This window comes from Allobosea sp. LjRoot90 (assembly GCF_964254315.1).
Taxonomy (GTDB): domain Bacteria; phylum Pseudomonadota; class Alphaproteobacteria; order Rhizobiales; family Beijerinckiaceae; genus Allobosea.
On record NZ_CAXUTF020000001.1, the window covers coordinates 1,296,768 to 1,323,061 of the forward strand.

General features: G+C 66.2%; 24 protein-coding genes. 11 read left to right on the plus strand and 13 right to left on the minus strand.

Going from position 1 to position 26,294, the window contains the following annotated elements:
• Nucleotides 1–12 precede the first annotated feature (12 nt).
• The 4 genes from ACSQ3M_RS06120 to ACSQ3M_RS06135 are packed head-to-tail and all read left to right on the plus strand — an operon-like array spanning nt 13 to nt 5,461.
• Nucleotides 13–1,071 carry an ABC transporter ATP-binding protein gene (locus tag ACSQ3M_RS06120; protein ID WP_436149157.1) on the plus strand — a complete coding sequence of 353 codons (1,059 nt, stop codon included), beginning with the start codon at nt 13–15 and terminating at the stop codon, nt 1,069–1,071.
• Nucleotides 1,068–2,819, plus strand: coding sequence for an ABC transporter permease subunit (locus ACSQ3M_RS06125; RefSeq protein WP_436149158.1), 1,752 nt, complete (start codon nt 1,068–1,070; stop codon nt 2,817–2,819). Before ACSQ3M_RS06120 ends, ACSQ3M_RS06125 begins: the two co-directional genes overlap by 4 nt.
• Before the next feature lie 22 nt (nt 2,820–2,841).
• Complete coding sequence (locus ACSQ3M_RS06130) at nt 2,842–4,377, plus strand: AMP-binding protein (RefSeq protein WP_436149159.1); 1,536 nt, start codon at nt 2,842–2,844, stop codon at nt 4,375–4,377.
• 1 nt (nt 4,378) lies between these two features.
• Nucleotides 4,379–5,461, plus strand: coding sequence for a hypothetical protein (locus ACSQ3M_RS06135; RefSeq protein WP_436149160.1), 1,083 nt, complete (start codon nt 4,379–4,381; stop codon nt 5,459–5,461).
• 160 nt (nt 5,462–5,621) lie between these two features.
• Here the strand turns inward: ACSQ3M_RS06135 and ACSQ3M_RS06140 are convergent, their stop codons facing one another.
• The 6 genes from ACSQ3M_RS06140 to ACSQ3M_RS06165 all read right to left on the minus strand — a co-directional run bounded on the left by ACSQ3M_RS06140 (nt 5,622) and on the right by ACSQ3M_RS06165 (nt 12,212).
• On the minus strand, nt 5,622–7,385 hold the full coding sequence (locus ACSQ3M_RS06140; protein ID WP_436149161.1) for a thiamine pyrophosphate-binding protein: 1,764 nt from the start codon (nt 7,383–7,385) through the stop codon (nt 5,622–5,624).
• A 101-nt stretch (nt 7,386–7,486) separates the two neighbouring features.
• Nucleotides 7,487–7,936, minus strand: a complete 450-nt coding sequence (locus tag ACSQ3M_RS06145; protein WP_436149162.1) for an Lrp/AsnC family transcriptional regulator — start codon at nt 7,934–7,936, stop codon at nt 7,487–7,489.
• Complete coding sequence (locus ACSQ3M_RS06150; RefSeq protein ID WP_436149163.1) at nt 7,933–8,286, minus strand: tautomerase family protein; 354 nt, start codon at nt 8,284–8,286, stop codon at nt 7,933–7,935. The genes ACSQ3M_RS06145 and ACSQ3M_RS06150 overlap by 4 nt, the downstream gene beginning before the upstream one ends.
• 3 nt (nt 8,287–8,289) lie before the next feature.
• On the minus strand, nt 8,290–10,041 hold the full coding sequence (locus tag ACSQ3M_RS06155; RefSeq protein WP_436149164.1) for a GMC family oxidoreductase: 1,752 nt from the start codon (nt 10,039–10,041) through the stop codon (nt 8,290–8,292).
• Nucleotides 10,042–10,052: 11 nt separating this feature from the next.
• Nucleotides 10,053–11,480: an NAD-dependent succinate-semialdehyde dehydrogenase gene (locus tag ACSQ3M_RS06160; RefSeq protein ID WP_436149165.1), complete on the minus strand. Its 1,428-nt coding sequence runs from the start codon at nt 11,478–11,480 to the stop codon at nt 10,053–10,055.
• Between the two features lie 78 nt (nt 11,481–11,558).
• Nucleotides 11,559–12,212, minus strand: a complete 654-nt coding sequence (locus ACSQ3M_RS06165) for a TetR/AcrR family transcriptional regulator (RefSeq protein WP_436149166.1) — start codon at nt 12,210–12,212, stop codon at nt 11,559–11,561.
• Between the two features lie 179 nt (nt 12,213–12,391).
• Here ACSQ3M_RS06165 and ACSQ3M_RS06170 point away from each other — a divergent pair, with 179 nt between their 5' ends.
• From ACSQ3M_RS06170 to ACSQ3M_RS06185, 4 genes are read left to right on the plus strand one after another with little or no spacing between them, the layout of a single operon-like run.
• Nucleotides 12,392–13,366 carry a TRAP transporter substrate-binding protein gene (locus ACSQ3M_RS06170; RefSeq protein WP_436149167.1) on the plus strand — a complete coding sequence of 325 codons (975 nt, stop codon included), beginning with the start codon at nt 12,392–12,394 and terminating at the stop codon, nt 13,364–13,366.
• Nucleotides 13,367–13,398: 32 nt separating this feature from the next.
• Nucleotides 13,399–14,031 (plus strand): TRAP transporter small permease, encoded by a 633-nt coding sequence (locus ACSQ3M_RS06175; protein WP_436149168.1) that lies wholly within the window; start codon nt 13,399–13,401, stop codon nt 14,029–14,031.
• A gap of 1 nt (nt 14,032) precedes the next feature.
• The gene (locus ACSQ3M_RS06180; protein WP_436149169.1) at nt 14,033–15,295 is read left to right on the plus strand and encodes a TRAP transporter large permease; all 1,263 of its coding nucleotides are present in this window, start codon (nt 14,033–14,035) and stop codon (nt 15,293–15,295) included.
• A gap of 26 nt (nt 15,296–15,321) precedes the next feature.
• On the plus strand, nt 15,322–15,678 hold the full coding sequence (locus ACSQ3M_RS06185) for a hypothetical protein (RefSeq protein WP_436149170.1): 357 nt from the start codon (nt 15,322–15,324) through the stop codon (nt 15,676–15,678).
• A 320-nt stretch (nt 15,679–15,998) separates the two neighbouring features.
• On the opposite strand, the gene ACSQ3M_RS06190 is transcribed toward ACSQ3M_RS06185, so the two are convergent.
• Nucleotides 15,999–16,691 carry a winged helix-turn-helix transcriptional regulator gene (locus tag ACSQ3M_RS06190; protein WP_436149171.1) on the minus strand — a complete coding sequence of 231 codons (693 nt, stop codon included), beginning with the start codon at nt 16,689–16,691 and terminating at the stop codon, nt 15,999–16,001.
• A 133-nt stretch (nt 16,692–16,824) separates the two neighbouring features.
• Here ACSQ3M_RS06190 and ACSQ3M_RS06195 point away from each other — a divergent pair, with 133 nt between their 5' ends.
• Together ACSQ3M_RS06195 and ACSQ3M_RS06200 are read left to right on the plus strand one after the other, a co-directional pair.
• Nucleotides 16,825–17,997, plus strand: a complete 1,173-nt coding sequence (locus ACSQ3M_RS06195) for an acyl-CoA dehydrogenase family protein (RefSeq protein ID WP_436149172.1) — start codon at nt 16,825–16,827, stop codon at nt 17,995–17,997.
• 393 nt (nt 17,998–18,390) lie between these two features.
• Nucleotides 18,391–18,636 (plus strand): hypothetical protein, encoded by a 246-nt coding sequence (locus ACSQ3M_RS06200; RefSeq protein ID WP_436149173.1) that lies wholly within the window; start codon nt 18,391–18,393, stop codon nt 18,634–18,636.
• Nucleotides 18,637–19,050: 414 nt separating this feature from the next.
• On the opposite strand, the gene ACSQ3M_RS06205 is transcribed toward ACSQ3M_RS06200, so the two are convergent.
• From ACSQ3M_RS06205 to ACSQ3M_RS06220, 4 genes are read right to left on the minus strand one after another with little or no spacing between them, the layout of a single operon-like run.
• On the minus strand, nt 19,051–20,451 hold the full coding sequence (locus tag ACSQ3M_RS06205) for an AtzE family amidohydrolase (RefSeq protein WP_436149174.1): 1,401 nt from the start codon (nt 20,449–20,451) through the stop codon (nt 19,051–19,053).
• On the minus strand, nt 20,448–20,672 hold the full coding sequence (locus ACSQ3M_RS06210) for a DUF4089 domain-containing protein (RefSeq protein WP_436149175.1): 225 nt from the start codon (nt 20,670–20,672) through the stop codon (nt 20,448–20,450). Before ACSQ3M_RS06210 ends, ACSQ3M_RS06205 begins: the two co-directional genes overlap by 4 nt.
• Entirely contained in the window at nt 20,669–22,282 is a 1,614-nt protein-coding gene (locus tag ACSQ3M_RS06215) for a regulator (protein ID WP_436149176.1), read from the minus strand. The genes ACSQ3M_RS06210 and ACSQ3M_RS06215 overlap by 4 nt, the downstream gene beginning before the upstream one ends.
• 27 nt (nt 22,283–22,309) lie before the next feature.
• Nucleotides 22,310–22,996: a cysteine hydrolase family protein gene (locus tag ACSQ3M_RS06220; protein ID WP_436149177.1), complete on the minus strand. Its 687-nt coding sequence runs from the start codon at nt 22,994–22,996 to the stop codon at nt 22,310–22,312.
• A gap of 306 nt (nt 22,997–23,302) precedes the next feature.
• On the opposite strand from ACSQ3M_RS06220, the gene atzF reads away from it, so the two are divergent.
• Complete coding sequence (atzF, locus tag ACSQ3M_RS06225) at nt 23,303–25,111, plus strand: allophanate hydrolase (RefSeq protein WP_436149178.1); 1,809 nt, start codon at nt 23,303–23,305, stop codon at nt 25,109–25,111.
• Here the strand turns inward: atzF and ACSQ3M_RS06230 are convergent.
• Complete coding sequence (locus tag ACSQ3M_RS06230) at nt 25,093–25,782, minus strand: GntR family transcriptional regulator (RefSeq protein WP_436149179.1); 690 nt, start codon at nt 25,780–25,782, stop codon at nt 25,093–25,095. The genes atzF and ACSQ3M_RS06230 overlap by 19 nt on opposite strands.
• A 97-nt stretch (nt 25,783–25,879) precedes the next feature.
• Nucleotides 25,880–26,260: an oxalurate catabolism protein HpxZ gene (gene hpxZ / locus ACSQ3M_RS06235; RefSeq protein WP_436149180.1), complete on the minus strand. Its 381-nt coding sequence runs from the start codon at nt 26,258–26,260 to the stop codon at nt 25,880–25,882.
• Nucleotides 26,261–26,294: the final 34 nt, after the last annotated feature.

Here is a 26,294-nt window from a genome sequence, read left to right on the forward strand (position 1 = left end):
ACGAGCGCCGAGATGACCGGAACCGAACCGAAGGCGGCCAAGCTCGTCGTCGAGGGCCTGTGCAAGCGCTATGGCGCGACCACGGCCCTCGAGCCGAGCTCGCTCAGCGTCGCCGAGGGCGAGTTCCTCACCTTGCTGGGGCCTTCGGGCTCCGGCAAGACCACGCTGCTGCAGCTGATCTGCGGGCTGGTCGAGGCGAGCGAGGGGCGCGTCGTAATCGACGGCCGCGACCAGTCGAACACGCCGGTTCACCAGCGCGATATCGGGCTCGTCTTCCAGCATTATGCGCTGTTCCCGCACCTGACTGTGGCCGAGAACATCGCCTTCCCGCTCAAGATGCGCGGGCGCCCCGGCGTGGAGGTCGCAAGCCGCGTCTCGGCGACGCTGGAGATGGTCCATCTCGGTCATCTCGCCGGGCGGTTCCCGCGCGAATTGTCGGGCGGCCAGCAGCAGCGCGTCGCCTTGGCACGCTGCTTCGTCTACCAGCCCTCGATCATCCTGATGGACGAACCGCTCGGCGCGCTAGACAAGAAGCTGCGCGAGCACATGCAGATCGAGATCAAGCGGCTGCATCGCGAGAGCGGCGCCACGATCGTCTATGTCACGCATGATCAGGAAGAGGCGCTCGCAATGTCCGACCGCATCTGCCTGATGAACCATGCCAGGATCGAGCAGCTCGGCACGCCGCGCGAGATCTACGAGCGCCCGCGCACGGCCTTCGCGGCCGACTTCATCGGCATCTCCAACATTTTCCGCGGCCACTGGGACGGCAACGGCACGATCGACACGGCGCATGGGCGCTTTGCCCTGCCGAGCGGCGCGCGCTGCCAGAGCAAGGATGCCACCCTCGTCATTCGGCCGGAGAACCTGCGTCTCGGCGCCCGGGACGGCAACGCCGTGAGCGGACGTGTCAGCGAGGTCGTCTATGCCGGCTCCGAGACGCGCGTCATCGCCGCGCTCGACGACGGCAGCCCACTCGTGCTGCGGCTGGGCCCCGACGATCTGGTGCCCGCGATCGACGAGCGGATCGTCGCCGGCTGGTCGCGCGACAAGGCGGTGCTGGTCGCATGAGCGCGGTAAGCCTCAGCAGCGCGCCGGCGCGCCCCAAGCTGCGGTTCGGCGCCCTTTGGCTGGCCGTGCCCGGCCTCCTGTTCCTGGCGGTCTTCTTCGTCTACCCGGTCGCGCAGCTGCTCGGCCTGAGCGTCGTCGACCCGGAGAGCGGGGCCTTCTCGGCCAGCGCCTACCAGCGCATCGCCGCGACCGACGTCTATCTGCGCGTGCTCGGCATCACCTTCCGCATCGCTGGCTGGACGGCAATCTGGTCGCTCCTGATCGGTTACCCGCTCGCCTACTGGATCGCGCGCCTGCCCGACCTGTTTCGCGGCCGCATGCTGCTCTTCGTCATGGTGCCGTTCTGGACGAGCTATCTCGTCAAGACCTTCGCCTGGATGATCGTGCTCGGGCGCAGCGGCATCATCAACTCGCTGGCGACCGGCTCCGGCATCGCCGACGAACCCCTGCCGCTGCTGCACAACCAGTTCGGCGTCATGGTCGGCATGGTACACGCCATGGTGCCGCTGGCCGTGATGACCATGCTCCCGGTGATGACCGGCATCGACCGGCGGCTGGTCCAGGCGGCGCAGACGCTCGGGGCTGCACCGGCGCGGGCCTTCTGGTTGGTCTATTTCAAGCTCTCGCTGCCGGGCGTGGCGGCGGCCGGCCTGCTCGTCTTCATCTCCTCGCTCGGCTTCTTCATCGTGCCGGCCTTCCTGGGCGGGCGCCAGGAGACCATGCTCGCCCAGCTCATCATCACGCAGGTGCAGGAGCTGCTGAACTGGTCGTTCGCCGGCGCGCTGTCCGCGATGATGCTGGCGGCAGCGCTGGTCTCCTGCGTGATCTACGACAGGCTCTTCGGACTCTCGACCATCGCCGGCGGTTCCGCCCAGGTCGGCACCGGGCGCATCCGCAACCTCGGCCTGGCGGTCCTGTCGGCCGTCGCGACCCTTGCCGGCCATCTCGCGACGCTGGCGCGGTCCCTGTTCGGAAAGCGCGCCTCTGCGCTGTTGCTGCCCGGCTTCTGCTGGCTTGTCATCGCCTTCCTGGTGCTGCCGACGCTGCTCGTCATTCCGCTCGCCTTCACCTCCTCGCAATTCCTCGAATTCCCGCCGCCCGGCTATGGCCTGAGCTGGTTCCAGGCCTATTTCAGCTCGCCGCTGTGGATCCAGGCGACGATCCGCTCCTTCGCGGTCGCCTTCGTCACGGCAATTGCCGCAACCGCCATCGGCGGCTTCACGGCTCTGGCGCTGGCGAACAGCCGCACGCGCTGGGGCGGGCTGATCTTCGCCTTCTTCCTCGCGCCGATGATCGTGCCGCGCATCGTCATCGCGGTTGGGCTGTTCTATCTCTTCGCGCGGCTCGGGCTGATCGCCACCGATCTTGGCCTTGTCATCGGCCACACCGTGCTGGCGATCCCCTTCACGCTCGTCACTATCGCCGCCGTGCTCAAGACCTACGACCAGCGCCTTGACCAGGCGGCGGCGACGCTTGGTGCCAACCGGCTGCGTACCCTGACCGGCGTCACCATCCCGCTCGTGAAGGGCGGCCTCGTCGCGGCCTTCCTGTTCGCTTTCATCACCTCCTTCGACGAGCTGACCATCGCGATCTTCGTCTCGGGCGGTATCAAGACGACGCTGCCGAAGCAGATGTGGGACGACATGATCCTGCAGCTGAACCCGACGCTGGCTGCGGTCTCCGTGGTCGTCTTCGTCGTGGTGACGGTGATGCTGCTGCTCGCGGAACGCTTCCGCTCCTCTTCCTGATCGACCGAGCCGACGACCGAGCATGACCTTCTTCAACGACGACGGCTTCGTGAGCCTTCTGACCACACGTGCTGCCGCTGAGCCGGACAGTGTCTATGCGCGCTTCTGCGGCGACCCCGTGACCTATGCCGGGCTCGAGCGCCGCTCGGCTGCCTTCGCCGCGCATCTGAGGGCGCGCGGCATCAAGCCCGGCGACCGGGTCGCCGTGATGATGCGCAACTCGATCGCCTCGATCGCCGTGGTGTTCGGTTTGGCGAGGGCGGGCGTCGCCTGGGTACCGGTCAATGCGCAGCAGCGCGGCGAGGGGCTGCGCTACCTGCTGACGCACTCGCAGCCGCGCCTCGTCGTCGCTGATGCCGAACTCGCGCCGCAGATCAGCGAGGTGATGGGTTCGGAGCCGGAACTGCCACAGCTACTGCATGCGCCGGGCGGCGAGCTCGACGCCATTCTGGCACGCGACGAGCGCTTCGACGAGCCGGCACCGGCTGCCGACGCGGTCTTCGCGATCATGTACACCTCCGGCACCACCGGCCGGCCGAAGGGCGTGATCGTCTCGCATCGCATGCTCCGGCTCGCGGCGGAGAGCGTCGCGCGGCTGTCCGATGCAAGGCCGGCAGATGTCTTCTTCGTCTGGGAGCCGCTCTACCATATCGGCGGCGCCCAGCTCCTGCCGCTGCCGATGATCAGCGGCATCACGCTCGCCATGGTCGAGCGCTTCAGCGCCAGCCGTTTCTGGGATCAGGTCAGGGCCGAAGGCGCCAGCCATATCCACTATCTCGGCGGCATCCTGCAGATCCTGCTGAAGCAACCGCCGTCGCCGCGGGATCGCGAGCATGGCGTGCGCATCGCCTGGGGCGGCGGCTGCCCACCCGACATCTGGCCGCAGTTCCGCGACCGCTTCGGCATCGATATCCGCGAATGCTACGGCATGACCGAAGCCTCCAGCCTCACGACGTGCAATGTGACCGGCGTGCCGGGCTCCGTCGGCCGGCCGCTACCCTGGTTCGCGGTGAAGCTGCTCGATACCGCCGGCGGACTGGCGGCGACCGGCGAGCGCGGCGAGATCGTGATCGAGACCAGCATCCCCGGCGCGATCTTCCCCGGCTACCTCGACAATCCCGAGGCGACCGCCAAGGCCCTGCGCGAGGATGGCTTCCACACCGGCGACCTCGGTTCCTTCGATGCCGACGGCAATCTCTATTTCCATGGGCGGATGACCGACAGCGTGCGCTGCCGGGGCGAGAACGTCTCGGCCTGGGAGGTCGAGCATGTCGCGGCCGAGCATGAGGCGATCGAGGATTGCGCGATGATCGGCGTCGCCGCCGATGTCGGCGAGCAGGACATCAAGCTCTTCGTCAAGCCGCGCGATGGTATCGCCATCGATCCCCAGGCGCTCTCCGGCTGGCTTAGCCTGCGCCTCGCGCCCTACCAGAACCCACGCTACATCGCCGTCGTCGACGAATTCGAGCGCACGGCGAGCCAGCGCATCATGAAGCACAAGCTCTCGCCCCGGCTCGATGATTGCTGGGACCGGGCTGCCGCGGCAACGAGGCCCTGACATGGCCGGTTGCGACATCCTGATCTCGGGCACCGGCGGCTTTGCCGCACGTATCGCTTTCGATATCGCCGCGACGGCCGACGAGCCGGTCGAGGTGATCATCGCCGGGCGCAATCGCGAGCGCCTGAACTGGCTGCGCACCGCCGCCAATGCCCGCGCGGCGCTGTTCGGCAAGAAGGCGCGCTTCACGACACAGGCAGTCGATCTGCTCGCGCCGAACGCGTCGGACCAGATGCTTGCGGCGACAGCTCCGCGCATCGTGGTGCAGGCCGCCTCGATTCAGACCTCGCAGGTCATCGCCCAGAGCGGCAATGCCTGGACGCAGCTCGTCGCCGAGGGCGGCCTGAGCGCGACCGCCGTCTTCCAGGCCCTGATCAGTTCGCGGGTCGCCGCGGCGATCACGCGCAGCGGCAAGTCCGTGACGCTGGTCAATTGCGGCTTCCCCGACGTGGTCAACGGCATGATCCGCGCGATGGGCCACGACGTCGCGTGCGGCATGGGCAATGTCGCGATCCTGTCGAATGTCTTCGCCGGCTCGGCCGCCACGCCGCCCGGGGCCGAGATCAAGGTCCTCGCGCATTACCAGAACCTTGCGGCCTGGCGCCGCCGGCCTGAGGAACGCGGCGGACGGGCACCCCGCGTCTGGCTGGACGGCATCGAGGTCGAGGATGTCTACGGGCATTTTGCCGATATCCAGCTCACGCCCGAGCCGGTCATCGAGATATCGGGGGCGAGCGGTGTCCCCATGCTGCTCGCCATGGCGGCCGGCCGGTCATGGTGTGGCCATGTGCCCGGTCCGAACGGGCTGCCTGGCGGCTACCCAGTCAAGCTGGTCGGAAGCGCGCTCGAGCTCGAGCTGCCCGTCGGATTGACGCAGGCTGAAGCGGTTGCCTGGAATGCCTCCTTCGAGGAGCAGAATGGGCTGATCGTCTCCCCCGATGGCTGGATCAAGTTCACAGGCATCCTGGGCACCAGGCTCGGCGAACACGTTCCCAGCCTTCGCATGGGTTTTGCGGTCCAGGAGCTGGAATCAATCTGCGATGAACTGCTCAAGCTACGCACCGCGCTGATGCGCGAGGCCTAGGCAAAGCTTGCGTCCACACACCATTCGCACAGCTAGGCGCTGAGTCCGCTTCCAGGAAAGAAACGAGAGTCCGCAGTTCGCGCAAGGTTTCAGTTCGTCCTATGCGAGAACACTGGCATGCAAACGACGGTCGGCCTCCATTCGAAAACGGCGACTGCACCTAAGGGGCGGATTTGGACGACGACCTCGCCAACTCCACATTCCTAGCGTGAGGTTGCGCCAAGGGGTCTTCGCCAAGCCGGCGCAACCAGGAAAAAACCGGCGGAGCCACGTCGGCAATCGATTCAACGACGACATCGATGAAAACCGGGCCGTCGAACGCCAGGGCTTCGTCCAGTGCCGCCGTCAGCTCGGCGGCATCCGTCACCCGCCAAGCCCTCAGGCCGAACGCTTCGGCGATGCGCGCAGCGTCCAGCGAGAGGAAATCGACCGAGTAGGTTGCGTTGTGGCCGTGAAGTCGCTGCAGCGCCTTGATCCAGCCGAAGCAGCCATTGTTGAAATGGATGAGCACGGCCGGCACACCGAGCCGGACCAGCGTCTCGAGCTCGCCGCAGTTCATTCCAAACGAGCCGTCCCCGAACAGCGCAAGGGGGCGCGCCTCCGGGCGTGCCAGCCAGGCACCGACCGCCGCCGGCAACGCGTAGCCGAGGCCGCCGTAGGCGCGTGGAATGATGAAGTCCGTATCGGGATCGTCGAGCCGCAGCAGACGCGTCATATGCGGCGTCGGCGTGCCCGGATCCGAGAGGATGCTGAAGGCGCCGTCCAACCGCTCATTCAGCGCCTGGACCACGCGCTGGGGCTTCAGCGGCAAGCTGTCGTCGAGAAGCTCGTCCTGCACCTCCCGCCAGAACTGCGCCCTCCAGCCATTCAATCTTTCGAGCCATTGCGGGTCCACCGCGAGTATATCCGGCAGGGCCGCAGCCAGGCCCTCGGCGACCGCGCGTACATCACCGTTTATGCTGAGCGCATTGGCCGAGTTGTTGCCGATGATCTCGGGATCGATATCGATCTGGACGATGCGCCGCTCATGATCGGGTGGCGGGAATGTCCAGCCGACGGACACGACCGAGCCGAGACGGCAACCCCAGTAGATGAGGAGGTCGGCTTCTGCGACGGCGCGGTTGGCATGCGGATGAAAGCCGTTGTCGCCGGTCACGCCGATGGCGAGCCGATGACCGTCGGGCAACGAACTCTGCCCCGTGATCGTGTTGACGATCGGCATGCCCAGGCGTTCGGCCAGAGCGAGCAGCGCCGCGCCGGCTTGCGACCGCTTCGCACCGCCGCCGAAGATGAAAAGCGGGCGCCGCGCCTGGCCGATCAGGGCAATCAGGCTGTCGAGTTCGGCCGACGTCGCTGACGGCCGATAGGCCGGGAAACTGCGGTGATGCGTCTCGACATGCAGCGAGACGGCCGCCAGCTCGACCTCTTCGTGAAGCACGTCCTCGGGGACGGCGAGATGGACGACGCCTGGCTTGCCACCCGTCGCGACGCGGAAGGCCCGGCGCACCGTATCGGGCAGCCTTTGGGCGGATTTGACCAGCCAAGACGCCTTCGCCACCGGCTCGAACAGACGGGCGCAGTCAAGTTCGGTGATGACGCCGCGCCCCTCACTGGCGACCGGCGTGTCGCTGGTGATCACGATCAGCGGAACCGAAGAGCCATTGGCCTCGGCGACACAGGGCAAGACATAGGTCGCCCCGGCGCCGCTCGGGACCTCGACCACCCCCGGACGGTTGGTCAGGCGCGCATAGGCGTCCGCCATATAGCCGGCCGAACGCTCGTCACGGGCCATGACATGGCGCAAACGTCCCTGCGCCTCGCGCAGGGCGTCATATAGCGGGACGTTTGTATCGCCGGGCACGCCGAAGATGACGTCGACCCCATAGGCTGTCAGCATGTGAACGAGAAGGTCGGCGCCGCGCATGTCACAGATTCCTAATGAAACGCCACCCTATGGCACGGCACCGTCGACAGCATCGGCATAGTGTCGGAGCCATTGCTCGGCGACTGGCGAAATGTCGGAACTCAATCTCCGCGCGTGAACTTCTTCGCCAAGACGATCAGCGTCATGCAACGTTCGACCGCTTCCAAGCTTGTAATCTCGTCTATGACGGCATCCAGGTCCTCGCTGAGAGGAGCTTCCACGACCAGCATCAGATCAAACTCGCCGCTGACCGAGGCGCAGCTGCGGACTTCCGGCAGGCTTTCGAGCCGCCGCACGACCTCCGACTGCCGACGCTGCCTGATCGAGAGCAGAAGCGTTGCTTCCAGTTGCTGTCCGACTGCAGGGCTGGCGAATACGGCGCGATAGCCCGTGATGGTACCGTTGCGCTCCAGCCTCTCGATCCGCTCGTGCACGGTCGTTCGCGGCAAGCCGAGCTTTTTTGCGATCGCCACCGTCGGCTGGCGCGCATTCGCGGCCAGCACCGCCATGATCCTGCGGTCGTTGTCGTCTTCCCTGTTGGCACGCGTCATGGCAGCGGACGTCCCGCGACGAACCAGTCGTCCGGCCGGCTCTCGCTGAAGCAGATGTCGATGTCTGCCGCCGGCGCGCCGAAGCGCGCCAGGGCCGTGATGCAGGCCAGCGCGAGGCGTTCCTTCAGCTCCGGGGAACGTCCTGCGAGCATGGCGATCTCGATCAGGCAATAGCGCGCGCCCCGGTTTGCCGGGGCGATCATCCGCCCGGCGGCATAAGGCCGCCAGAGCAGGGTCAGCGCCGCCGGCCCGAGCGACCATGCCGCCATCGCGGCGTCACGCAGCCCTTCGAGTGCGGCGTCCGGCGCAGCGCACCAGTCTTGCGCGGTGTGAACGGCGATCACCGGCATGGCCTAGCTCGCATCCGCCGAAACAACCGTAGCCGCCGCCGGTCCTGGCTGCTCCGACAGGATTGCCGCGCTGATCTTCTCGGCGATCATGATGGTCGGGATGTTGGTGTTGGCGCTCGGCACGGACGGCATCACCGAGGCATCGGCGATGCGCAGGCCGGCGACGCCGATGACGCGGCCATCGCAAGTCACCACGGCATCGGGATCGCCCGGCGCACCCATGCGGCAGGAGCCGGCGGCGTGCCAGACTCCATGGACCGAGCTGCGGACGAAATGCTCCAGGACCTCGTCGTCGGCGAGCATCCTCTCCAGCGGGGCACCTTCGGTGACGACATGGCGCAGGAGCTTGCGCCTGAGCCAGGCTGGACCGTCCAGACCGAAGGCGAGGATCGAGGTCAGGATCAGGTTCTTGGTCGAGACGATGCCGAGGTCGCGGACGCGCTCGCTGTAGCTCGTCGGGAATGGATCATGCGTCACGGCGCGGAGCGCCGGCTGGCTGAAGATGCCGGCGGCCAGCCGCAGCCCCGACATCAGGCGCTCGAGATCCCGCCGGTCGGACAACAGGGCGAACTCAACGCGAGGCTCCTCGGCCGCCGAGGCGGAGGTCAGGACAACCTTGCCCCGCGAGAACGGCCGGTTCACCCAGGTGACCAGCGACCCGAGCTGCAAGCCCACGGGGTGCCACCCGGTCTTGCTCAGGGCGACCATGTACATGTCGCCCTGCGGCGCCCCGGCCTGGCCGGAGGAGTAGCGCAAGCCGAGATGGGTGTGGCGGCGGAGCGCAGGCTGGAGCCGGGCCTCGGGGCGAACATAGGCCGAGACCGAGAGCGCCGGATGCTCATGCAGATTGCGCCCGACGCCACGCCGGTCGGCGAGGACGGGAATGCCGAGCGCTCTCAGCTCCGCCGCCGGACCGATGCCGTTGCGCAGCAGCATGGCCGGCGAATGGAGGGCGCCGGCAGAGATGATCGTCTCCGTGCCGGAGATGCCGAGGGGGCCGTCCGGTCCGCGGGCCGAAACGCCGGTGACCCGCCCGTTCGAGACCGTCAACGCCTCGACCCGGCAATCGGCGATGATCGTCAGGTTGCGGCGGCGCCTGGCGGAATTGTCGAGATAGGCGATCGCCGTCGAGACACGCCGGTCGTAGGCGTTGGAGATGGCGATTGGAAAGCAGCCGTCGCCGAACTCGGCGTTCTGATCCTGCATCGGGGAGAAGCCCGCCTCGACCATGGCGGCGGCCGCGGCGCGCGAGAAGCCGGGCCACACCTCGGGCTGGATGCGCCGGATCGGGATCGGCCCGGTGTCACCGTGGAGCGGGCCGGCGAAGTCCATGTCGCGCTCGAGCTTGCGAAAGAACGGCAGGACGCCCTGCCAGTCCCACCCTTCGGCGCCGTTCGCGGCCCAGTCGTCATAGTCGCTCGGCAGGCCGCGATTGGCTTGCATGTCGTTGAGGCTGGAGCCGCCGCCCATGATTCGCGCCTGCTCATAGCGCTTTGCCTTCGGCTGGGCCGCCGGATCATTGTGCGAGACCGGCTCGAGGAAGACCTTGAGGTCCGCCCAGATGTTCGCCGGATTGAAGTAGGCGACACGCGGGTAGCTGTCGAGGATCGCGGGCTCCTCCCGATCGGGAGGCTGATCGCGGCCGGCCTCGATCAGGACGACCCGATGCCGGCCCGAAGCGGAGAGGCGGTTCGCCAGGACGCAGCCGGCGGAACCGCCGCCGACGATGATGAAATCGGCTTCCAGTTTCTGCATCGCCGCCACCGTCAGGCTTCGTGCACAAAGCGGGTCAGGAGGTAGGGCTCAAGCCCTTCCGGCCCGCCCTCATGGCCCCAGCCGCTGGCACCGGACCCTCCGAACGGCACCTCCGGCAACGCGACCGTGAAGGTGTTGACGCCGATCGCGCCGGCATTCAGGCCTTGCGCCAGTCGCCGGGCCGTCGGGGCATGATCGGTCATCACATAGCCTGCCAGGGCAAAGGCGCTGTCATTGGCGAGCGCGAGGGCTTCGTCGAGATCGTCGAAGACCGCGACGGGAGCAATCGGGCCGAACGGTTCGGTGCGCATGACCGCGGCCGAGGCAGGCACCTCGGCCAGCACCGTCGGTGAAAAATAGAAGCCGGGGCGCTCGAGCGGGCGCCCGCCGGCAACGACCCTGGCATTCGCTCCGACGGCATCCGCAACCAGGACCGACATCGCATCGAGGCGACGAGCGTTCGATAGAGGTCCCATCCCGGTGGCATCGTCGTAGCCCGGCCCGACGACGATGGCGCGCGCCCGCTCGGCCAGCCGAGCCACGAAGCGATCGTACCCTGAGCGATGGACATAGAAGCGGCTGGCGACATTGCAGCTCTGTCCGGCATTCCGGAACTTGGCGGCGGCGACCAGGTCGGCGGCAGCTTCGGGATCGGCGTCGGCGCAGATGATCGTCGGGGCATGCCCGCCGAGCTCCATCGTGCAGCGCTTCAGCGCCGCCCCCGCCTGTTGGGCGAGCTGGCGGCCGACCGCGGTCGAACCCGTGAAGCTGACCTTGCGGACGACGGGCGAGGCGATCAGGGCGGAGGAGATCTGGGCCGGATCGCCGAAGAGCAGGTTCAGCGCGCCCGGCGGCAGTCCGGCCTGCCCGAGATGATTGGCGATTGCGAGCGCGGTCGCCGGCGTCTCCTCAGCCGGCTTGGCAATGACCGCGCAGCCGGCGGCAAGAGCCGGCGCCAGCTTGCGCACCAGGTTGATGGCCGGGAAATTCCAGGGCGAGAACGCCGCGACGACACCGACGGGCTCGCGTGACGTCGCCATGCGGGCGCCGGGGTTGCGGGCCGGAATCGTCCGCCCATAACTGCGCCGGGCTTCGGCGGCATAGAAATCGAAGGTGTCGGCCGCGGCGTCGATCTCGGCGAGCGCCTCCCGCATCGGCTTGCCGTTTTCATGCACGATCAGGGCGGCCATCGGGCTACGGTCGGCACGCATCGCCTGCGCCGTCATGCGCAGCACGCGCTCGCGCTCCGATGCCGGCGTCGCGCGCCATATCCGGTAGCCGTGCGCAGCAGCCGCCTCAGCCTGCGCGATCTCGTCGGCAGAAGCTCCGGCGAACTCGGTCAGAGCGCCCCCGGTGGCCGGGTCGAGCACGGCGACGGTCGGGCCTGTGCCTTGGCAGGCCGCGCCGCCGATCCAGAGCGAAGGACGGGAATAGGTCATCGAGTGCCGCCGTTTTCAAAACACATGTTTGAAACATATATTTGAATCGACCGTGCTGGCAAGAGCCCTCGCCGAGGCTTATCCGGGCGGCGCCTCGAGGCCGGCAGAGACGAAGCGGACGAGGCGGCGGACGGTCTTCTCGTGATCGGTCCGTTCACGGTCGGTCTCGGCGACCGCGAGCGCCGCGGCAGGCGCAAGATGCACGAGCGTCTGCAGGACGGCGCCGCGCGCGCAGTCGTAGCGCAGCGCGATCTCGGTGCGTGACAGGTCGGGCAGCAGCTTCTGCAACAGGTCGACGAAACGTTCGTGGACGGGGCCGAACTGCTCTTCGACGATGCGTTTTGTCAGCGGCAACTGCCCGGTGCGGACCTGCATCAGAATCGTCATGACGTCTCGGTATTCGCCGGCTCCGAGCTCCACGAGGGGCCTGACAAGGGCTTCAGCGACGGCCGCTATCTTCGGCAGCGCTGGCGCCGACTGCCGGATGCAGGCCTCAAGCGCGCCGCTCCTTGCCCGGATGATCGGCTTCAGCCCAGCCTCGAAAACCTGGCGGATCAGCTCGTCCTTGGAGCGAAAATAATAGTTGATCGCGGCCGTGTTGACGCGGGCCGCCTCGGTGATGTCGCGCACGGTGCCGGCTTCGAAGCCGCGCTCGGCAAAGACGGTGAGCGCCGCGGCCAGAATCCGCTCCCTCGTGTCAGGTTCGCTCGCCGCCGGCGCTGCTCGCTTCATCGAATCGTCCTTCCATGAGTCCGGGCGCCTGCGCGGACGGGTTGTCGCTCTATCGCTAGCGGGGCCAGATCGCGAGCGGAAGCCGCTTGACAACAGTTTTTTACAAACAGATGATTAAAACAATTGTTTTCATCAGGCATCGTGAGGGCGAGCCTGGAAAACCCGGAGGGGAACCGAACATGCTGTCGAAACTGACGTCGAAAGCGTTGCTGCTCGCAAGCCTTTTCACCGCTTCGGCGGCTGTGGCCCAGGACGCACGCACGATCCGCATCGGCCTCGTCGTGCCGCCGAACCAGCAATGGACCCTGAGCGCGCAGGCTTTCGGCGAGGAGCTCAAGGCTGCGACCAATGGACGGCTTTCGGTGGTGGTCTTTCCGTCGAGCCAGCTCGGCTCGGAAGCCCAGATGATCCAGCAGATCCAGACCGGGGCACTCGACATGGGCTGGCTGACCACCGCCGAACTGTCGAACCGCGTGCCGGAACTGGCCGCATTGCACGCTCCGTTTCTCGTCAAGGACATGGATCAGGCCCGGGCCGTCCTGGAGAGCCCGTTCGCCGAGAAGATTCTCGAGCGCTTCCCGGCCAGCATCGGGGCCATCGGCCTTGGATATGGCATGACCGGCCTGCGCCAGATCCTGACCCGCGACAAATCGACGGGGATCGCCGACATCAAGGGCAAGAAGATCCGCGTCATACCGTCGGCGCCGGCGCGTGACTTCTACGAACTGCTCGGTGCGGCGCCGACGCCGGTGGCGTTCGCCGGTGTCTATGACGCGCTCGCCAATGGTCAGGTCGATGGTATCGACATGGATTTCGAGGCGACGTTCTACAACAAGTACAACCAGCTCGCCAAAACCATGCTGGTGACCAATCACGTCATGGCGCCGATGGCGGCGGCCTTCTCGGCACGGGTCTGGCGCGACCTGAACGAGGCTGATCAGAAGCTGATCCGCGATCTCGTCTCCAAGCAGATGAAGCTCATCCGCAACGAGTTCGTCGCCAATGAGGAAGCCTTCCGCAAGCGCCTGTCGGAAGCGGGTTTCGAGATGCGGCCGATCGCGCGCGAGGCTTTCACGGAGATCGTCAAAGCCTGGGATGCGCGCTGGGCATCCAAGGCGCCCGATCTGCAGGCGCTACGCGCCTTCACCCGGTGACGCCGGCCGGCCGCACCAACAGGAGAAGCCCAATGGATCTCATCGCGCGAGACGCGGTAGTCCTGCGCTGCCGTCGCAGGACTACCGCGGAGGTGATGCAGGCCGTCAGCCGTGGCGTCGCCGCTGGTGAAAAGGTGCTGGTGACCGCCTTCGTCGCCGCGATCTTCGCGCTGATCCTGCTGAACATCGCAACCCGGGCTGCCGGCCGGCCGCTGATCTGGGTCGACGAGCTCGCGATCTATCTGATGGTCGCGACCTGTTTCGTCGGCACCTCGCTGACGGTGCGCCAGCGGCTCGACTTCGCCGTGACGCTCGTCATCGACACGCTCGGACAAGCCAAGCGCAAGGTCGTCGACGCGACGCTGACCGTGATTGGTCTCGCCTATGGGCTTTTCCTGATCGTGCTGTGCTGGCGGCTCTTCGACCCGGTGCAGCTGGCATGGTCGGGCTTCGATATCGCGGCCTACACCGCGGCGTCGCTGAACTTCCTCTACACCGATCCGACCCAGACGCTGGGGATTCCGAAATGGGTCGTCCTGCTCGTGCTGCCGCTCTACGCCGTTGGGGTCAGCATTCACTGCCTCGCTAATCTGGTCGAAGACCTGGGCTGGGCGGAGCGCGAACGGATCGCCACCGACGTGGCCGCGACGCTGGAGGCCGGCTGATATGACCACTGGTGCAGCCTTCGCCGCCTTCCTGCTGGCCGGCTTGCCGATCGGGCTCGTGCTCTGCCTTGCGACATTGTCCTATGTCGTGGCGACACGAAGCTGGCAGCTCTTCGATTCTTACCTGATCCAGCTCTTCGGCGGCATCGATTCCTACGGCCTGCTCGCCCTGCCGCTGTTCATCCTGGTCGGCGAGTTCATGAACGCAGGCGGGATCACCACGCGGCTGCTCGGGATGACCATGGCCATCACCGGCCGGATCCGCGGCAGCCTCGCCTATGTCAACGTCTTCGCCAACGGGCTGATCTCGTCGATCTTGGGATCGTCGACGACCCAGATCGCAATCATGGCGCAGACGCTCGTGCCGGAAATGGTGCGCAAGGGCTACGACAAGAACTTTGCCGTCGCGACCACCGTCTCGGCTGGATTGCTCGGGCCCATCATCCCGCCCTCGCTGATCTTCGTGATCTATGGCGTGATGGTGCAGGCGCCGATCGGCGACATGTTCGTCGCGGGGATCATTCCCGGCCTGCTGATCATGGCGGCCTTCTGCCTGGTGATCTGGCTGATGGGCTTTTGGCTCGCCTATCCCGTCGAGCCCCATGCTTCGGTCCGCGAGCGCGTCGGCCGTTTCATGCGCGGTCTGCCGACCATGCTGATCCCGATCGTCATCCTGGTCAGCATCATGACTGGATTGGCGAGCCCGACGGAATCGGCCGCGCTGGCCTGCGTCGCAGCGCTGGGTCTCGGCCTGGGCTATCGTGAGATCGATCTGCGCGAACTGCCGCGGATGTTCCTGCGGACCGGGCTCAATACGGCGATCGTTCTTTATCTGGTTGCCGCCGCCAACGTCTTCACCTGGGTCCTGATCCACGGCCAGGTGCCGCAGGTCGTCGCCAACTGGATGACCTCGGTGGCGAGCGGACCGGTCAGCTTCATGCTCTGGCTCAACCTCATCCTTCTGGTCATCGGCACGGTGATCGACGGCGTCGCGGGGCTGATCCTGATCGTGCCGATCCTCTATCCGATCGCGACCGGCCTCTATGGCATTGATCCGATCCATTTCGGGGTGGTGGTCTCGATCAATCTGACTCTCGGGCTGGTGTCGCCGCCGGTCGGGGCTGCGCTGTTCGTCGGCGCATCGTTGACGAATACCAAGCCGAGCGACGTCTTCGCCATGTCCCTCCCCTTCTGCCTGGCAACCTGCGTGGTCCTGGTCGTGCTCAGCATCTGGCCATGGTTCACGCTGGCGCTGATCAGATGACTCCAAGCCCAAACAGGAAAATTGCGATGAATCAGTCGAGCACGGTCCCTGGCGGCGTCGCCCGCATCTGGCGAGGTCGGACCAATAGCGCCCTGGCGAACGAGTACACCCAGTATCTCTACGAGCACGGGGTGAAAAAGCTCGAGTCGCTTGGGGCGCGCGGCGTCCAGATGTTCCGCGAGGATCAGGCGGATTCCAGCTTCTTCATGGTCACTTCGTTCTGGGACAGCATGGAAGCGATGACCCGTTGGGCTGGAGCCGACCCGACCCGGATCAGGCACCTTGAAAAGGATCCCGAATATCTTCTCGAACTGCCCAGCAGTGTTCAGATCCTGAATGTCGTCTCCTGCAACTGGATGCTGGCAGATACGATGCGCCTTTAGAACAGATTGGCCGGTCACACATCTTGTTGACGTCGTACACATCGCAGCGCCCTCGATATCCGGGCGTATCGCGATCTCGAACCGCAGGCCGCGATCGACATGGATTCGGGAGAGCGCCAGCACGAGATCGTTGACTTGCGACGCCAGGCGGGTCCGCAAATACCGGCTGGCAAGCAGCGCGGCCGAGCGCGCGCGGCGCAGATGGTCGCGGTGCGGTGAGATCATTGGCAATGTCGGCTTCCGGGCAACTCACCAGAGTCCGCTCCTGGCGCGGACCAAGCCTTCCTTTTACCAAACCTCGCGCATGACCGTCGCGTCCGTCACTGCACCCGACGCGGTTCGAAAGCGAAGGCGCTGAGCCCCAGCCATTGTTGCATGGAGCAAGCCAGGGCTTGATCGCCGTCGATCTCGAATTGACCGGTGTCCGACTCCTTCTTGATCGTCGTCAGTCCCATCCAGATCGCCGTCATCGTGCGCAGGGAACTCGTGACCAGCAGGTCGAGCTGGTGGCCGGGATCGAAATTGCAGAGGTCGACGGCACCGTCGGCAGCCACCAGCCACCACCGCTTTTGTGACCCCGGAAGTTCGGGGTACAGAAACTGTATCGTGCAGCGATGCGCCGGCAAGAGCTTGACGTTGAGACTCCGGCGCATGTCCCACATCAGCAGCGAAGGGTCGAGATTCTTGAGCGAAAGCCGCGATTCCATCCAGCGCTGCGCCCAGTTGCCGAGGCCCATGATCAACGATCTCAGTTCCTCGCCCGCCTCGGAAAGGTGATATTCAGCCGAGCCCTTCGTCTTGCGCGATACGGTGATGACCCCGGCCTGCTGCAATTCCTTGAGCCGTTTCGAGAGCAAGGCAGGCGACATCTTCGGTAGGCCGCGCCGCAAATCATTGAATCGGGTGCTGCCGCAGAGCAGTTCTCGCACCACCAGCGTCGTCCATCGACTGCACAATATCTCCGAGGCCATCGACACCGGGCAAAACTGGCCATAGCCACCGCGATTGTTCATGACGAACCCCGTTTTTCTTTTGGCGAATGGTATCAGATCGGGGTCACACGGAAAACGACGGCAGTTCAGTTACTGAACTAGAAGCTCGGAACCTCAGCGGCGATCCTTCTGCTTCGCAGGAATGGAGGACACCATGTCGACGATCACTGCTTCGAAAGCCTCGGCCCCGTCATTCGTCGGAGGCACCGCCTCTCCCGCCAACGTCGTGGAAACGGCGCGTCATCTTGCGCCGAAACTCGCCGCGGCTGCCGCGGAAATCGACCAGAATGACCGTTTCGTCAGCGAGAACTATTCCTTGCTGAAGGAGGCGGGCCTCGTCGAGGCAGGCGTCCCGCGGGAACTCGGCGGCGGCGGCGCCGAAATATCCGAGCTCGCCGAGATGCTGCGCGTGCTAGCAAGGGCATGCGGTTCCACGGCACTGGCTTTTTCCATGCACACCCATCAGGTCGCCATCCCCGCTTGGCGTTGGCGACACCAGAAGGTCGTGGCTGTGGAACCCCTGCTGAAACGGATCGCTGCGGAGAGAATCATTTTGTTGTCGTCCGGCGGCTCGGACTGGATCGGCGGGTCGGGAAAAGCCGAGAAGGACGGCGACGGCTATCGTATCACCGCGCGGAAGGTGTTCTCCTCCGGCGCCGAAGCCGGAGATATCCTGATGACCGGAGCGATCCATGAAGGAGAAGACGGGAACCGGTCGGTCATTCATTTCGGTGCGCCGATGAAGTCCTCGGCGGTCCGCATCGAGGACACCTGGCATACGCTGGGCATGCGTGGCACCGCGTCGAACGACGTCGTGATCGAGAATCTCTTTATCCCTGCCGCGAATGTCGCGTTTTCGCGCAAGGCCGGCGAGTGGCACCCTGTTTTCGAGACAATTGCGACCATCGCTTTTCCGCTGATCTATGCTGTCTATCTCGGAGTTGCCGAGAGCGCCCGCGACATCGCCATCGAGATCGCGAAGAAGAAACAGGCATCCGACCCATCGCTGGCCGGACGCATGGACACCGAATTGCGGGCCGCGCAGCTCGCACACCGTTGGATGCTAGATACCGTGGCGCGTAACGCGCCGTGCACCGAGACGGTCAACGAGGTCATGATCGGGCGTACTCTGGTTGCCCGTCACGCAATTGCAGCCGTCGATCTGGCGATGGAGCTGGCAGGCGGCGCGTCGTTCTACCGGGCGACGGGATTGGAGCGGCGCTTCCGTGACATCCAAGGCGCACGTTTTCACCCGCTCCAAGCCGGCCCCCAGGCGCGCTATGCGGGTGCAATGGCGCTAGGCCTGCCGACGGGTTCGATTTTCTGACAGGCCGATACGGGCCGGAGGAGGAAGCAGCATCTCAAGCTTCCTTCGGCCCTGTGGCTGGTTCGAACGCGCCGAGCGCGGCGTTTACGGGCTCTCCCAAACCTGTCGCCGTGCACTGGCAGGATGGCGTGCTGAACCTCTCAACCAGCCCCGGAGCAAATGGATATCCGATTAAAGCTGAGGGCTGCCCCACCAACGTCAGCTTGCGGGCAATACTCCAGGTTCCGCTCCTGCGCCGCGCAGACGGCGCATGTCTCCAAACGCGGGCCGTCAGCTAACTCCATTTTAGGCGTCTGAGGCCGGATATCGAGCAATCTTGTATCAGCGACTCGTATTCCAGCGGTTGGGGCGCTAGCGTAGCGGGTGTGAGTTGCGTAGCGATGAGGTGGTGTCATGCCCAACGCCGACGCCGTGGTGATCTCGTCTTATGAACAGCGGAAGGCTGCTGTACTGCGAGCTGCACAGCTAATCTCATCCTCGAGGGGCTCTGACGGTGAGCGGGAATTCGAGATGCTGACCGAGGCTATTGCGGACTTCGATATCCGCCAGGAAGCTGTCGGCTTCATTGAGATCCCGCCGGCTTTCATACAGTTCCTTTCCAGTGGGCATCAGGGCCGGGTTTCAAGCAGCCGTCGATGAGACGAAAAGTGCCGGTCGGTAGGCAGCGCGCGGGAGAGTGGTTCTGCACGTTTCACTGAGGACGGCTGTGACGTCGCGGTGGCGGCCATGGCTGAAGGCTCAGAAGCGCATGGGTGACACACATAGAAGCGCTGAGCATGCTTCGAACGCTGATCGAGGCTGTCGTTATCCATCCGATCGAGCACGGCTACGAGATCGAGCTGGTCGGCGAGATCACGAACATGGTCGATGCCGCGGTAGGCAACACAAACAAAAAAAACGCCCCTGAGAGGACGGTTCCGGATGCCGAGGATCGGCGTTCGGAGACTTGGTTGCGGGGCCAGAAACCACCGAGAGCATCGAGGAAGAACGTCTGCTGCCGAATTGCGGACGCTGCGAAAGTCCGCTTGCCGTCAGATCACCCCGGCAGGCGATTCAGTTATGGTCCAGCCGTGGAGGTTTGGCGCAAGCGACCTGGGCGTGGGCGACGGCATAGGCTGCGCGCAGGCAAAGATCCTCGCGCCAGGGTGCGGCGATGAGCTGAACGCCGATCGGCAATACGTCCCCGAAGACCGGCACGGCCGCCACCGGCAGCCCGACGCAGGAGATCGGCTGCGTGAACAATCCGATATTGGGCCTGAGCGGCACGGTCTCGCCCCGCAGCACCATGGTCTTCTGGCCGAGTTCCGGCGCGGCGCAAGGGGTCGCTGGCGCGATGATCAGGTCGACGGTCTCGAACAGCCGCATCATCTCGTCATGGAACCAGCGCCGCGCCCGTTGCGCCTGAAGGTACCAGGCCGTCGGCTGCATGGCGCCGGCGAGGAAGCGGTCTCGCGTCTCTGGGTCGAAATCATCGGCGCGCTGCTGCAGCCGCTGGAGATGGAAGGCCGAACTCTCGCCATTCGTGATCAGGAAAGCGGCCGCACGCGCGATGCCCGCTCCGGCGATATCGATCACTCGGGTTGCGCCGAGCGCCCGAGCGACCGCGGTGACGGCGGCCTGCGCTTCCGGCATCGCATCCGTCGCGAAATAGCCGCCGGCGATCGCGATGCGCAAGCCGGAGACCCCGTTCTTCAGCGTGGGCAGCGTTGGCTCGATTGCTCGGACCGCGCAGGCCGGATCATGCGCGTCGTGGCCTTGCATCAGGTCATAGGCCATCGCGAGGTCGATCACGTCGCGGGCGAAGGGGCCGAGATGGTCGAGCGAGTCGCAGAATGGAAAGCTGCGTGTGCGCGGCAACCGGCCATAGGTTGGCTTCAATCCGAAGACGCCGCAGAACGAGCTCGGCACACGGATCGAGCCATTGGTGTCGGAGCCGAGCGAGATGGGCGCCAATCCCGCGGCCGTCGCGGCGCCCGAGCCTGACGAGGAGCCCCCCGCCATGCGGGCGAGGTCGTGCGGGTTGCGGCAGGGACCGTCATGGACGTTCTCGCCGGTGAAATCATAGGCATACTCGCCCATGTTGAGACCGCCGAGCAGCACCGCGTCGGCCTGGGTCAGGCGCTCGATCAGCACCGCATCGCGTTCGGACGGCAACCGTGCGCGGTTGATCTTCGAGCCGGCCCGGGTCGGCAGGCCTGTGATGTCGAACAGGTTCTTGGCGGCGAAAGGCACGCCAGCGAGCGGCCCGAGTGTCTTGCCCGCAGCGCGGCGGGCGTCGATGGCTGAAGCCTGCGCGAGCGCGCGCTCGGTGGTGACGTCGGTGAAGGCGTTGATAGCCGGGTTGATCTCGTGGATGCGCTGGAGAAAGCCGCCGACGACCTCCTTCGCGCTGATCGCGCCCTCTAGGATATCGGCGGCGATACGGTGGGCCGGTGCGAAGGCGTCGAAACTCACGCGGGTCCTCCGCCGCCGGGACTTCCCGCACGGAACACGCCGGCTGGCTCGAAGGCCGCCTCGTCGAGCGGAGCGAGGAAGACGATGGCGGCCATGGTCTCGGCGATCGCCAGGAATTGCAGCACCGCCGGGCGCTGATCCTCGGTGACCGTCAGACCGAGCGTGGGCGCCATCGCATCGCAATGGCGCGCCGCGTCGAAGGCGGGCTTGGCGTCGCTCATTCGGCGGGCTCCAGCTTGCCACGCGGCTCGGTGGTCATCGTCTTGGGCTCGCTCGCGCTGGCCAGCGAACGCGCGCAGAAATACAGGAGGCCGGCGACCATCGCATAAGCCAGGCTGATCGAGGGCGTGACGCCCAGCCCCTTGCCGATGCCGATGGCCTCGCCATGCATCAGGCCGAAATAGGTCAGCACCGCGCCGGCGGCGGCGAAGCCGGCCGCGTTCAGGAACTGCTTCTCGATCACGAAGACCGCGATCGCGCCGAGGACGAGGCCGGAGAGGATGGCGCCGCCGCCCATCAACTCGAGCCCGTGATAGAGCACGCCCATATTGGCCATTTTGTCGATGCCGACCGCCGCCGCGCTGGTGCCGGCTGCGCCGAGCGCGCCGTCGATCTGCACCTTCGCCCAGGCGGCCAGATGCGGCGTCACCGCGAGCACAATAGCCGGGGCATGGCTCGCCGGCGTCGTCTGGAAGGCCTGGGCTCCGATCAGCATGCCGATATAGAGCAGGATCGGCGAGATCGCGACGATCGGGATCAGCGCCAGCAGCAGTGCGACGATGCCGAACCAGCACAGCACGATCACCATGAGCCCAGTCGCGGCCGAATAGCCGATGCGCCCACCCATCGCCTTCCAGCCGGGATGGCCGATATAGACCGCGTTGATGAAGGGGTTGCCCATCAGGCAGCCGATCAGCGAGACGACGCCGTCGGCCGTCAGCACCCGTGTCGTCGGATAGTGGTCGCCGGCGGCCTCCGCGCTCTCGACATTGTCCATCGCCTCGACGAGGTCGTAGATGCCGAAGGGGATCGCCGTCACCAGGATGATGCCAAGGAACTGGAAGCCCGAGAAGACGTGGTCGAAGGCCGGCACGGGCAGCGAGAAGCCGAAATTGCCGAAGGCCGCGCCGAGCTTGGTCAGGCTCAGGCCGCCGACATCGAGCCCCAGCGCGGCGCTGCCCCAGGCGATGATCATGCCGAAGGCGATCGCGACCAGCCCCGCCGGAATGCCGCGCGGATAGCGCAGGCCGCCGAACCAGCTCACCAGGATGATCGCGAGACATACCAGTCCGATCGCGGGCGTCAGGAATATCTCCAGCGCCGGGCGCATCGAGATGAAGGCGATCGAGACGCCGGCCAGCGTGCCGAGCAGCGCCGCCCGCGGCGTGATCCTGCGGATATAGGGCGCGATGAAGCCGCCGATCATCAGGATGAAGCTCTGGAAGAAGACCCAGACGAGACCCGCCTCCCAACCCTTGACCGGATCGCCCGTCATCGTCGCGATCGGCAGCATGATCACGAAGGTGACGACGAACATATGCGGCACGCTGATGCCCGAGGGCAGTGCGCAGACATCGTCGCGCCCCGTCTTCTTAGCCAGCTGCCAGGCGAGATAGGCGTAGTAACCGGTCGAGAGCAGCATCATCAGCCCGAGCGCCGGCAGGATGCGCCCGAACACGATCTCCGACGGCATCTTCAGGACGAATTGCAGCAGCCCGGTCAGCACCAGCAGGTTGACGAGGATATTGGTGCCGAAGCCGAACAGGGCGTTCCAATCGCCCGGCGTCCAGAGCTTCGGTGAAGAGCCTGTCGTCGCAGTCGTCGCCGCCATCGCACCCTCCTGTCCTGTTTCAGCGGTTCACGCCGCCTTTTCCGTCCGGGCGAGCGCCGCCAGCACCTCGCCGGTCGTCGAGACCCAGCCGAAGATGCCGCCCTGGGCTGCGATCATGCGCAGGCCCACCTCGTGGAACTCCGGGAAATACGAGGCGCAGGCATCGCCCAGCACGAGGCAGCGATAGCCTCGGTCGTTCGCCTCGCGCACGGTCGTATGGACGCAGACCTCGGTCGTGACGCCGCAGACCAGCAGCGTCTCGATGCCGCGGTTGCGCAGCATCAGATCGAGATCGGTCTGGTAGAAGGCGCCCTTGCCCGGTTTGTCGAGCACGGGTTCGCCCGGCAGCGGCGCCAGTTCCGGCACGATATCGTGCCCGGCTTCACCGCGGATCAGGATGCGTCCCATCGGCCCGTCGGCACCGATACGCTTCTCCACCGGCCCACGCTGCACCTTGGCCGGCGGCGCGTCCGAGAGATCGGGCCTGTGCCCCTCGCGGGTATGAATCACCAGCATGCCGGCGGCACGCGCGCCCTCCAGGATTCGGCGGCAGGGCGCGACTGCCTTGACGAGCAACGAGACGTCGTTGCCCAGCGCCGCGCCGAAGCCGCCCGGCTCCAGGAAGTCGCGCTGCATGTCGATGATGACCAGGGCCGTGCGAGCGAAGTCGACAGACAGAGCGGTCGGCTTCGCGGCGATCTCGACGGCTGGCATCAGGCGCTCCTTCCGCAAAGAGAACGGAACGGGCTTTGCAAGGGCCGTGCCTGCGCCGACACGCAATGCGCGGCCGCCATCGGAAGGAGCAACGGCGACGGGCGGACCGCTTCACGATGCTGATCTGGAAAGGAAACTCGCGATCCCGAAGATCATTGCCGCCCGCAGGACCTGCGGTAGACAGCCCCGGCCTTTCCGGAGAGATCACCAGACGGAGGCGCATTGCATAATCTTTGCATGCAACAATGCGAAAACTGATCAATTAATAGCCAGACAGCCCACGCGATCGAAATGGAAAGCCTGCCCGTGCAGACCCTGAGCGATATCCTCTCCGCCCATCTCGACGGGAGCCGCAGCCTCGCGGAGACCGTTGCCGCGAGCTATGCCCGGCTGCGCACGCTGGACGATCCGGCGATGTTCATCGCGCTCAGGCCCGAGGCCGAGGCGCTCGCCGAGGCGAAGCGGCTGCAGGCGGAAGGGCAGCGCGGCCGCGCGCTCTGGGGCGTGCCGGTCGCCGTCAAGGACAATATCGACGTCGCCGGCCTGCCGACCACCGCGGCCTGCCCGGCCTTCGCCTACGCACCTGCTCAGGATGCCGCCGCGGTCGCCCGCCTAAGGGCCGCCGGCGCCATCGTGATCGGCAAGACTAATCTCGACCAGTTCGCCACCGGGCTGAACGGCACGCGCTCGCCCTATGGCACGCCGCGCAACGCGCTGCGGGCCGATCTGGTGCCCGGCGGCTCCAGCTCCGGCTCCGCCAGCGCGGTCGCTTCCGGCATCGTTCCGGTTGCGCTGGGCACCGACACCGCCGGCTCCGGGCGCGTGCCCGCCGGCCTGCAGAACCTTGTCGGGCTCAAGCCGAGTCTCGGCCTGATTCCGACGGCGGGCGTCGTGCCGGCGTGCCGCACGCTTGACTGCGTTTCGGTGTTTGCACTGACGGTCGACGACGCGATGGCGGTGCTGGAGGTGATCTCGGGTGTCGATGCCGCCGACCCGTTCTCCCGGGCCGTGACGCTCGGGCGGACCGGCGCGCCGCCGCCGCATCAGAGAATCGCCGTCCCGCGACCCGCCGATCTCGATTTCGACAGCGATCCGGCTGCAGCCGCGAGCTTTGCGCTGGCGGTCGAGCGTGCGCAGGCGCTGGGCGCGACGATCGTCCCCCTCGATATGACGCCATTCTACGAGACAGCCCGTCTGCTTTACGACGGCCCCTGGGTGGCCGAGCGCTTCCTTGCGATCCGCGAGCTGCTGATGCGTGATCCCGGAGCGATCCTGCCCGTCATCAGGCAGGTCATCGCCGGCAAGCCATTGCCCGATGCGGCCGATACCTTCGCGGCGCAATACCGGCTGGCCGAGCTCGCGCTCGCCGCCAGGGCCGCGCTGAAGGGCATCGATGCGATGATGGTGCCGACGGCGCCGAGACCGGTGACTCTCGCGGAGATGGCCGCCGACCCGGTCGGCAAGAATTCGCTGCTCGGCCGCTACACTAATTTCGTCAACCTGCTCGACATGTGCGCGCTCGCCGTGCCGGTGAGCTTGGCGAAGGATGACACGGCGGCGGGCGTCACCTTCATCGCGCCGTCCGGCCGTGACGCAGCGCTGGCCACTCTCGGCCGCGCCTTTCACCACGCCTCCGCCTTGACGCTCGGGGCACTGGACGCATTGATGCCGCCGCTTGCGGATCTTCAAATTGCCGCTCCGCAGGGTACGATCGAGATTGCGGTCGTCGGAGCGCATCTGTCGGGCATGCCGCTCAACGGCGAGCTGATCGCGCTGGGCGCGACGTTCCTGCGAGCAACCACCACGACCGCGGACTACCGGCTCTTCGCCTTGCCCGGCGGCCCGCCCGCACGGCCGGGCCTGATCCGCGTCCGCGAGGGCGGGGCAGCCATCGCGCTCGAGGTCTGGGCGCTGCCTGCCGACGGCTTTGGCCGCTTCATCGCAGGAATCCCCTCGCCGCTGGGCATCGGCACGCTCGCGCTGGCCGACGGCACGCGGGTCAAGGGCTTCCTCTGCGAACAGATCGCGACCGAGGATGCACGCGACGTGACCGAATTCGGCGGCTGGCGGGCCTTCGTCGCGGCTCAGGCCAAGCCTCAGGACGCTCCCGCATAGTTCCTGAAAGCATCGCGCACGATGCCGATATGGGCGCGCATCGCCTCTGCAGCGCCGGACTGATCGCCCCGCAGGATCGCCTGAACGATCAGGTCGTGCTCCTGATAGGAGCCTCCCAGGCGCCCCGCCGCACGGAACTGCGCCCTGCGAAACGGCGCGACCCGGGCGCGCGTCATCAGGGTCAATTCGGCGAGGTAGCCATTGTGCGAGCCTGCATAGATCGCGGCGTGAAAAGCCTCGTTGGTCTCATGATAGCGCAAGGGATCGCCTTCATGGACTAGCGCGCGCAGCGCCTGATGCAGCCCCTCCAGGCCGCGCCGTTCGGGCACGGTCATGTTGCGGGCGGCAAGCCCCGCACAGAGCGCCTCAAGCTCGGCCATCGCCTCGAACATGTCATCGAGCTGTGTCGGGGTGGGCAGGGCCACGACCGCGCCGCGATGCGGCCGGACGCTGACGAGCCCCGAGGCCGAGAGCTGGCGGATCGCCTCGCGCACCGGAGTGCGCGAGACACCGAACCGAGCCGCCAGCTCCTGCTCATCGAGGGGCGTTCCCGGTTCGAGCACGCCCGATACGATCTCGTCAGCGATCTGCAGGCGAAGGGCTTCCGTCCGCGTTCGCGGTGGCGCTGCGGGTTTGGATATCGCCAAGTGAGTGGCGGGGCGTGGAGGCATGATCAGGATCGGAAGGCGGGCGAAATCGCCGATGCCTGCATAGCAGGCAGAGCGATATTGGTCACGGCGTCATGAAGAATGCGCGACCGCCTGCCGCTCATTCGGGAATGATGCTGACATGGGCGCTGACGACGCGCCAGCCTTCCGCAAACTTGACCCAGGTTTGGCTCTGCCGACCCACCTTGCCGACCATGCTGTCGCGCCGGAACATCGTGTTCGCGGTCGCCGTCGTGTCGCCATAAGTTGTGATGACGGTGCGTTCCAGCATCCGTTTGAGCCCGACCGGCGAGCGCGCCGAGCGGAAGGCGGCGATCTCGTCATGGCCGTAGAGGTTTTCGGCGACGCCGTAGCGCAAGGTCTCGGGCGCCTTGCGGAAGATCGCATCCAGCGTTGCGACGTCATTGCCGGTCAGCGCGGCCTCATAGGCCGCGAAGGCCGCTTCCACCTCGGCAAGCACGACAGGATCGTTGATCTTCATCTGCAGGCATCTCCAAGGACTATCCCCCAATGAC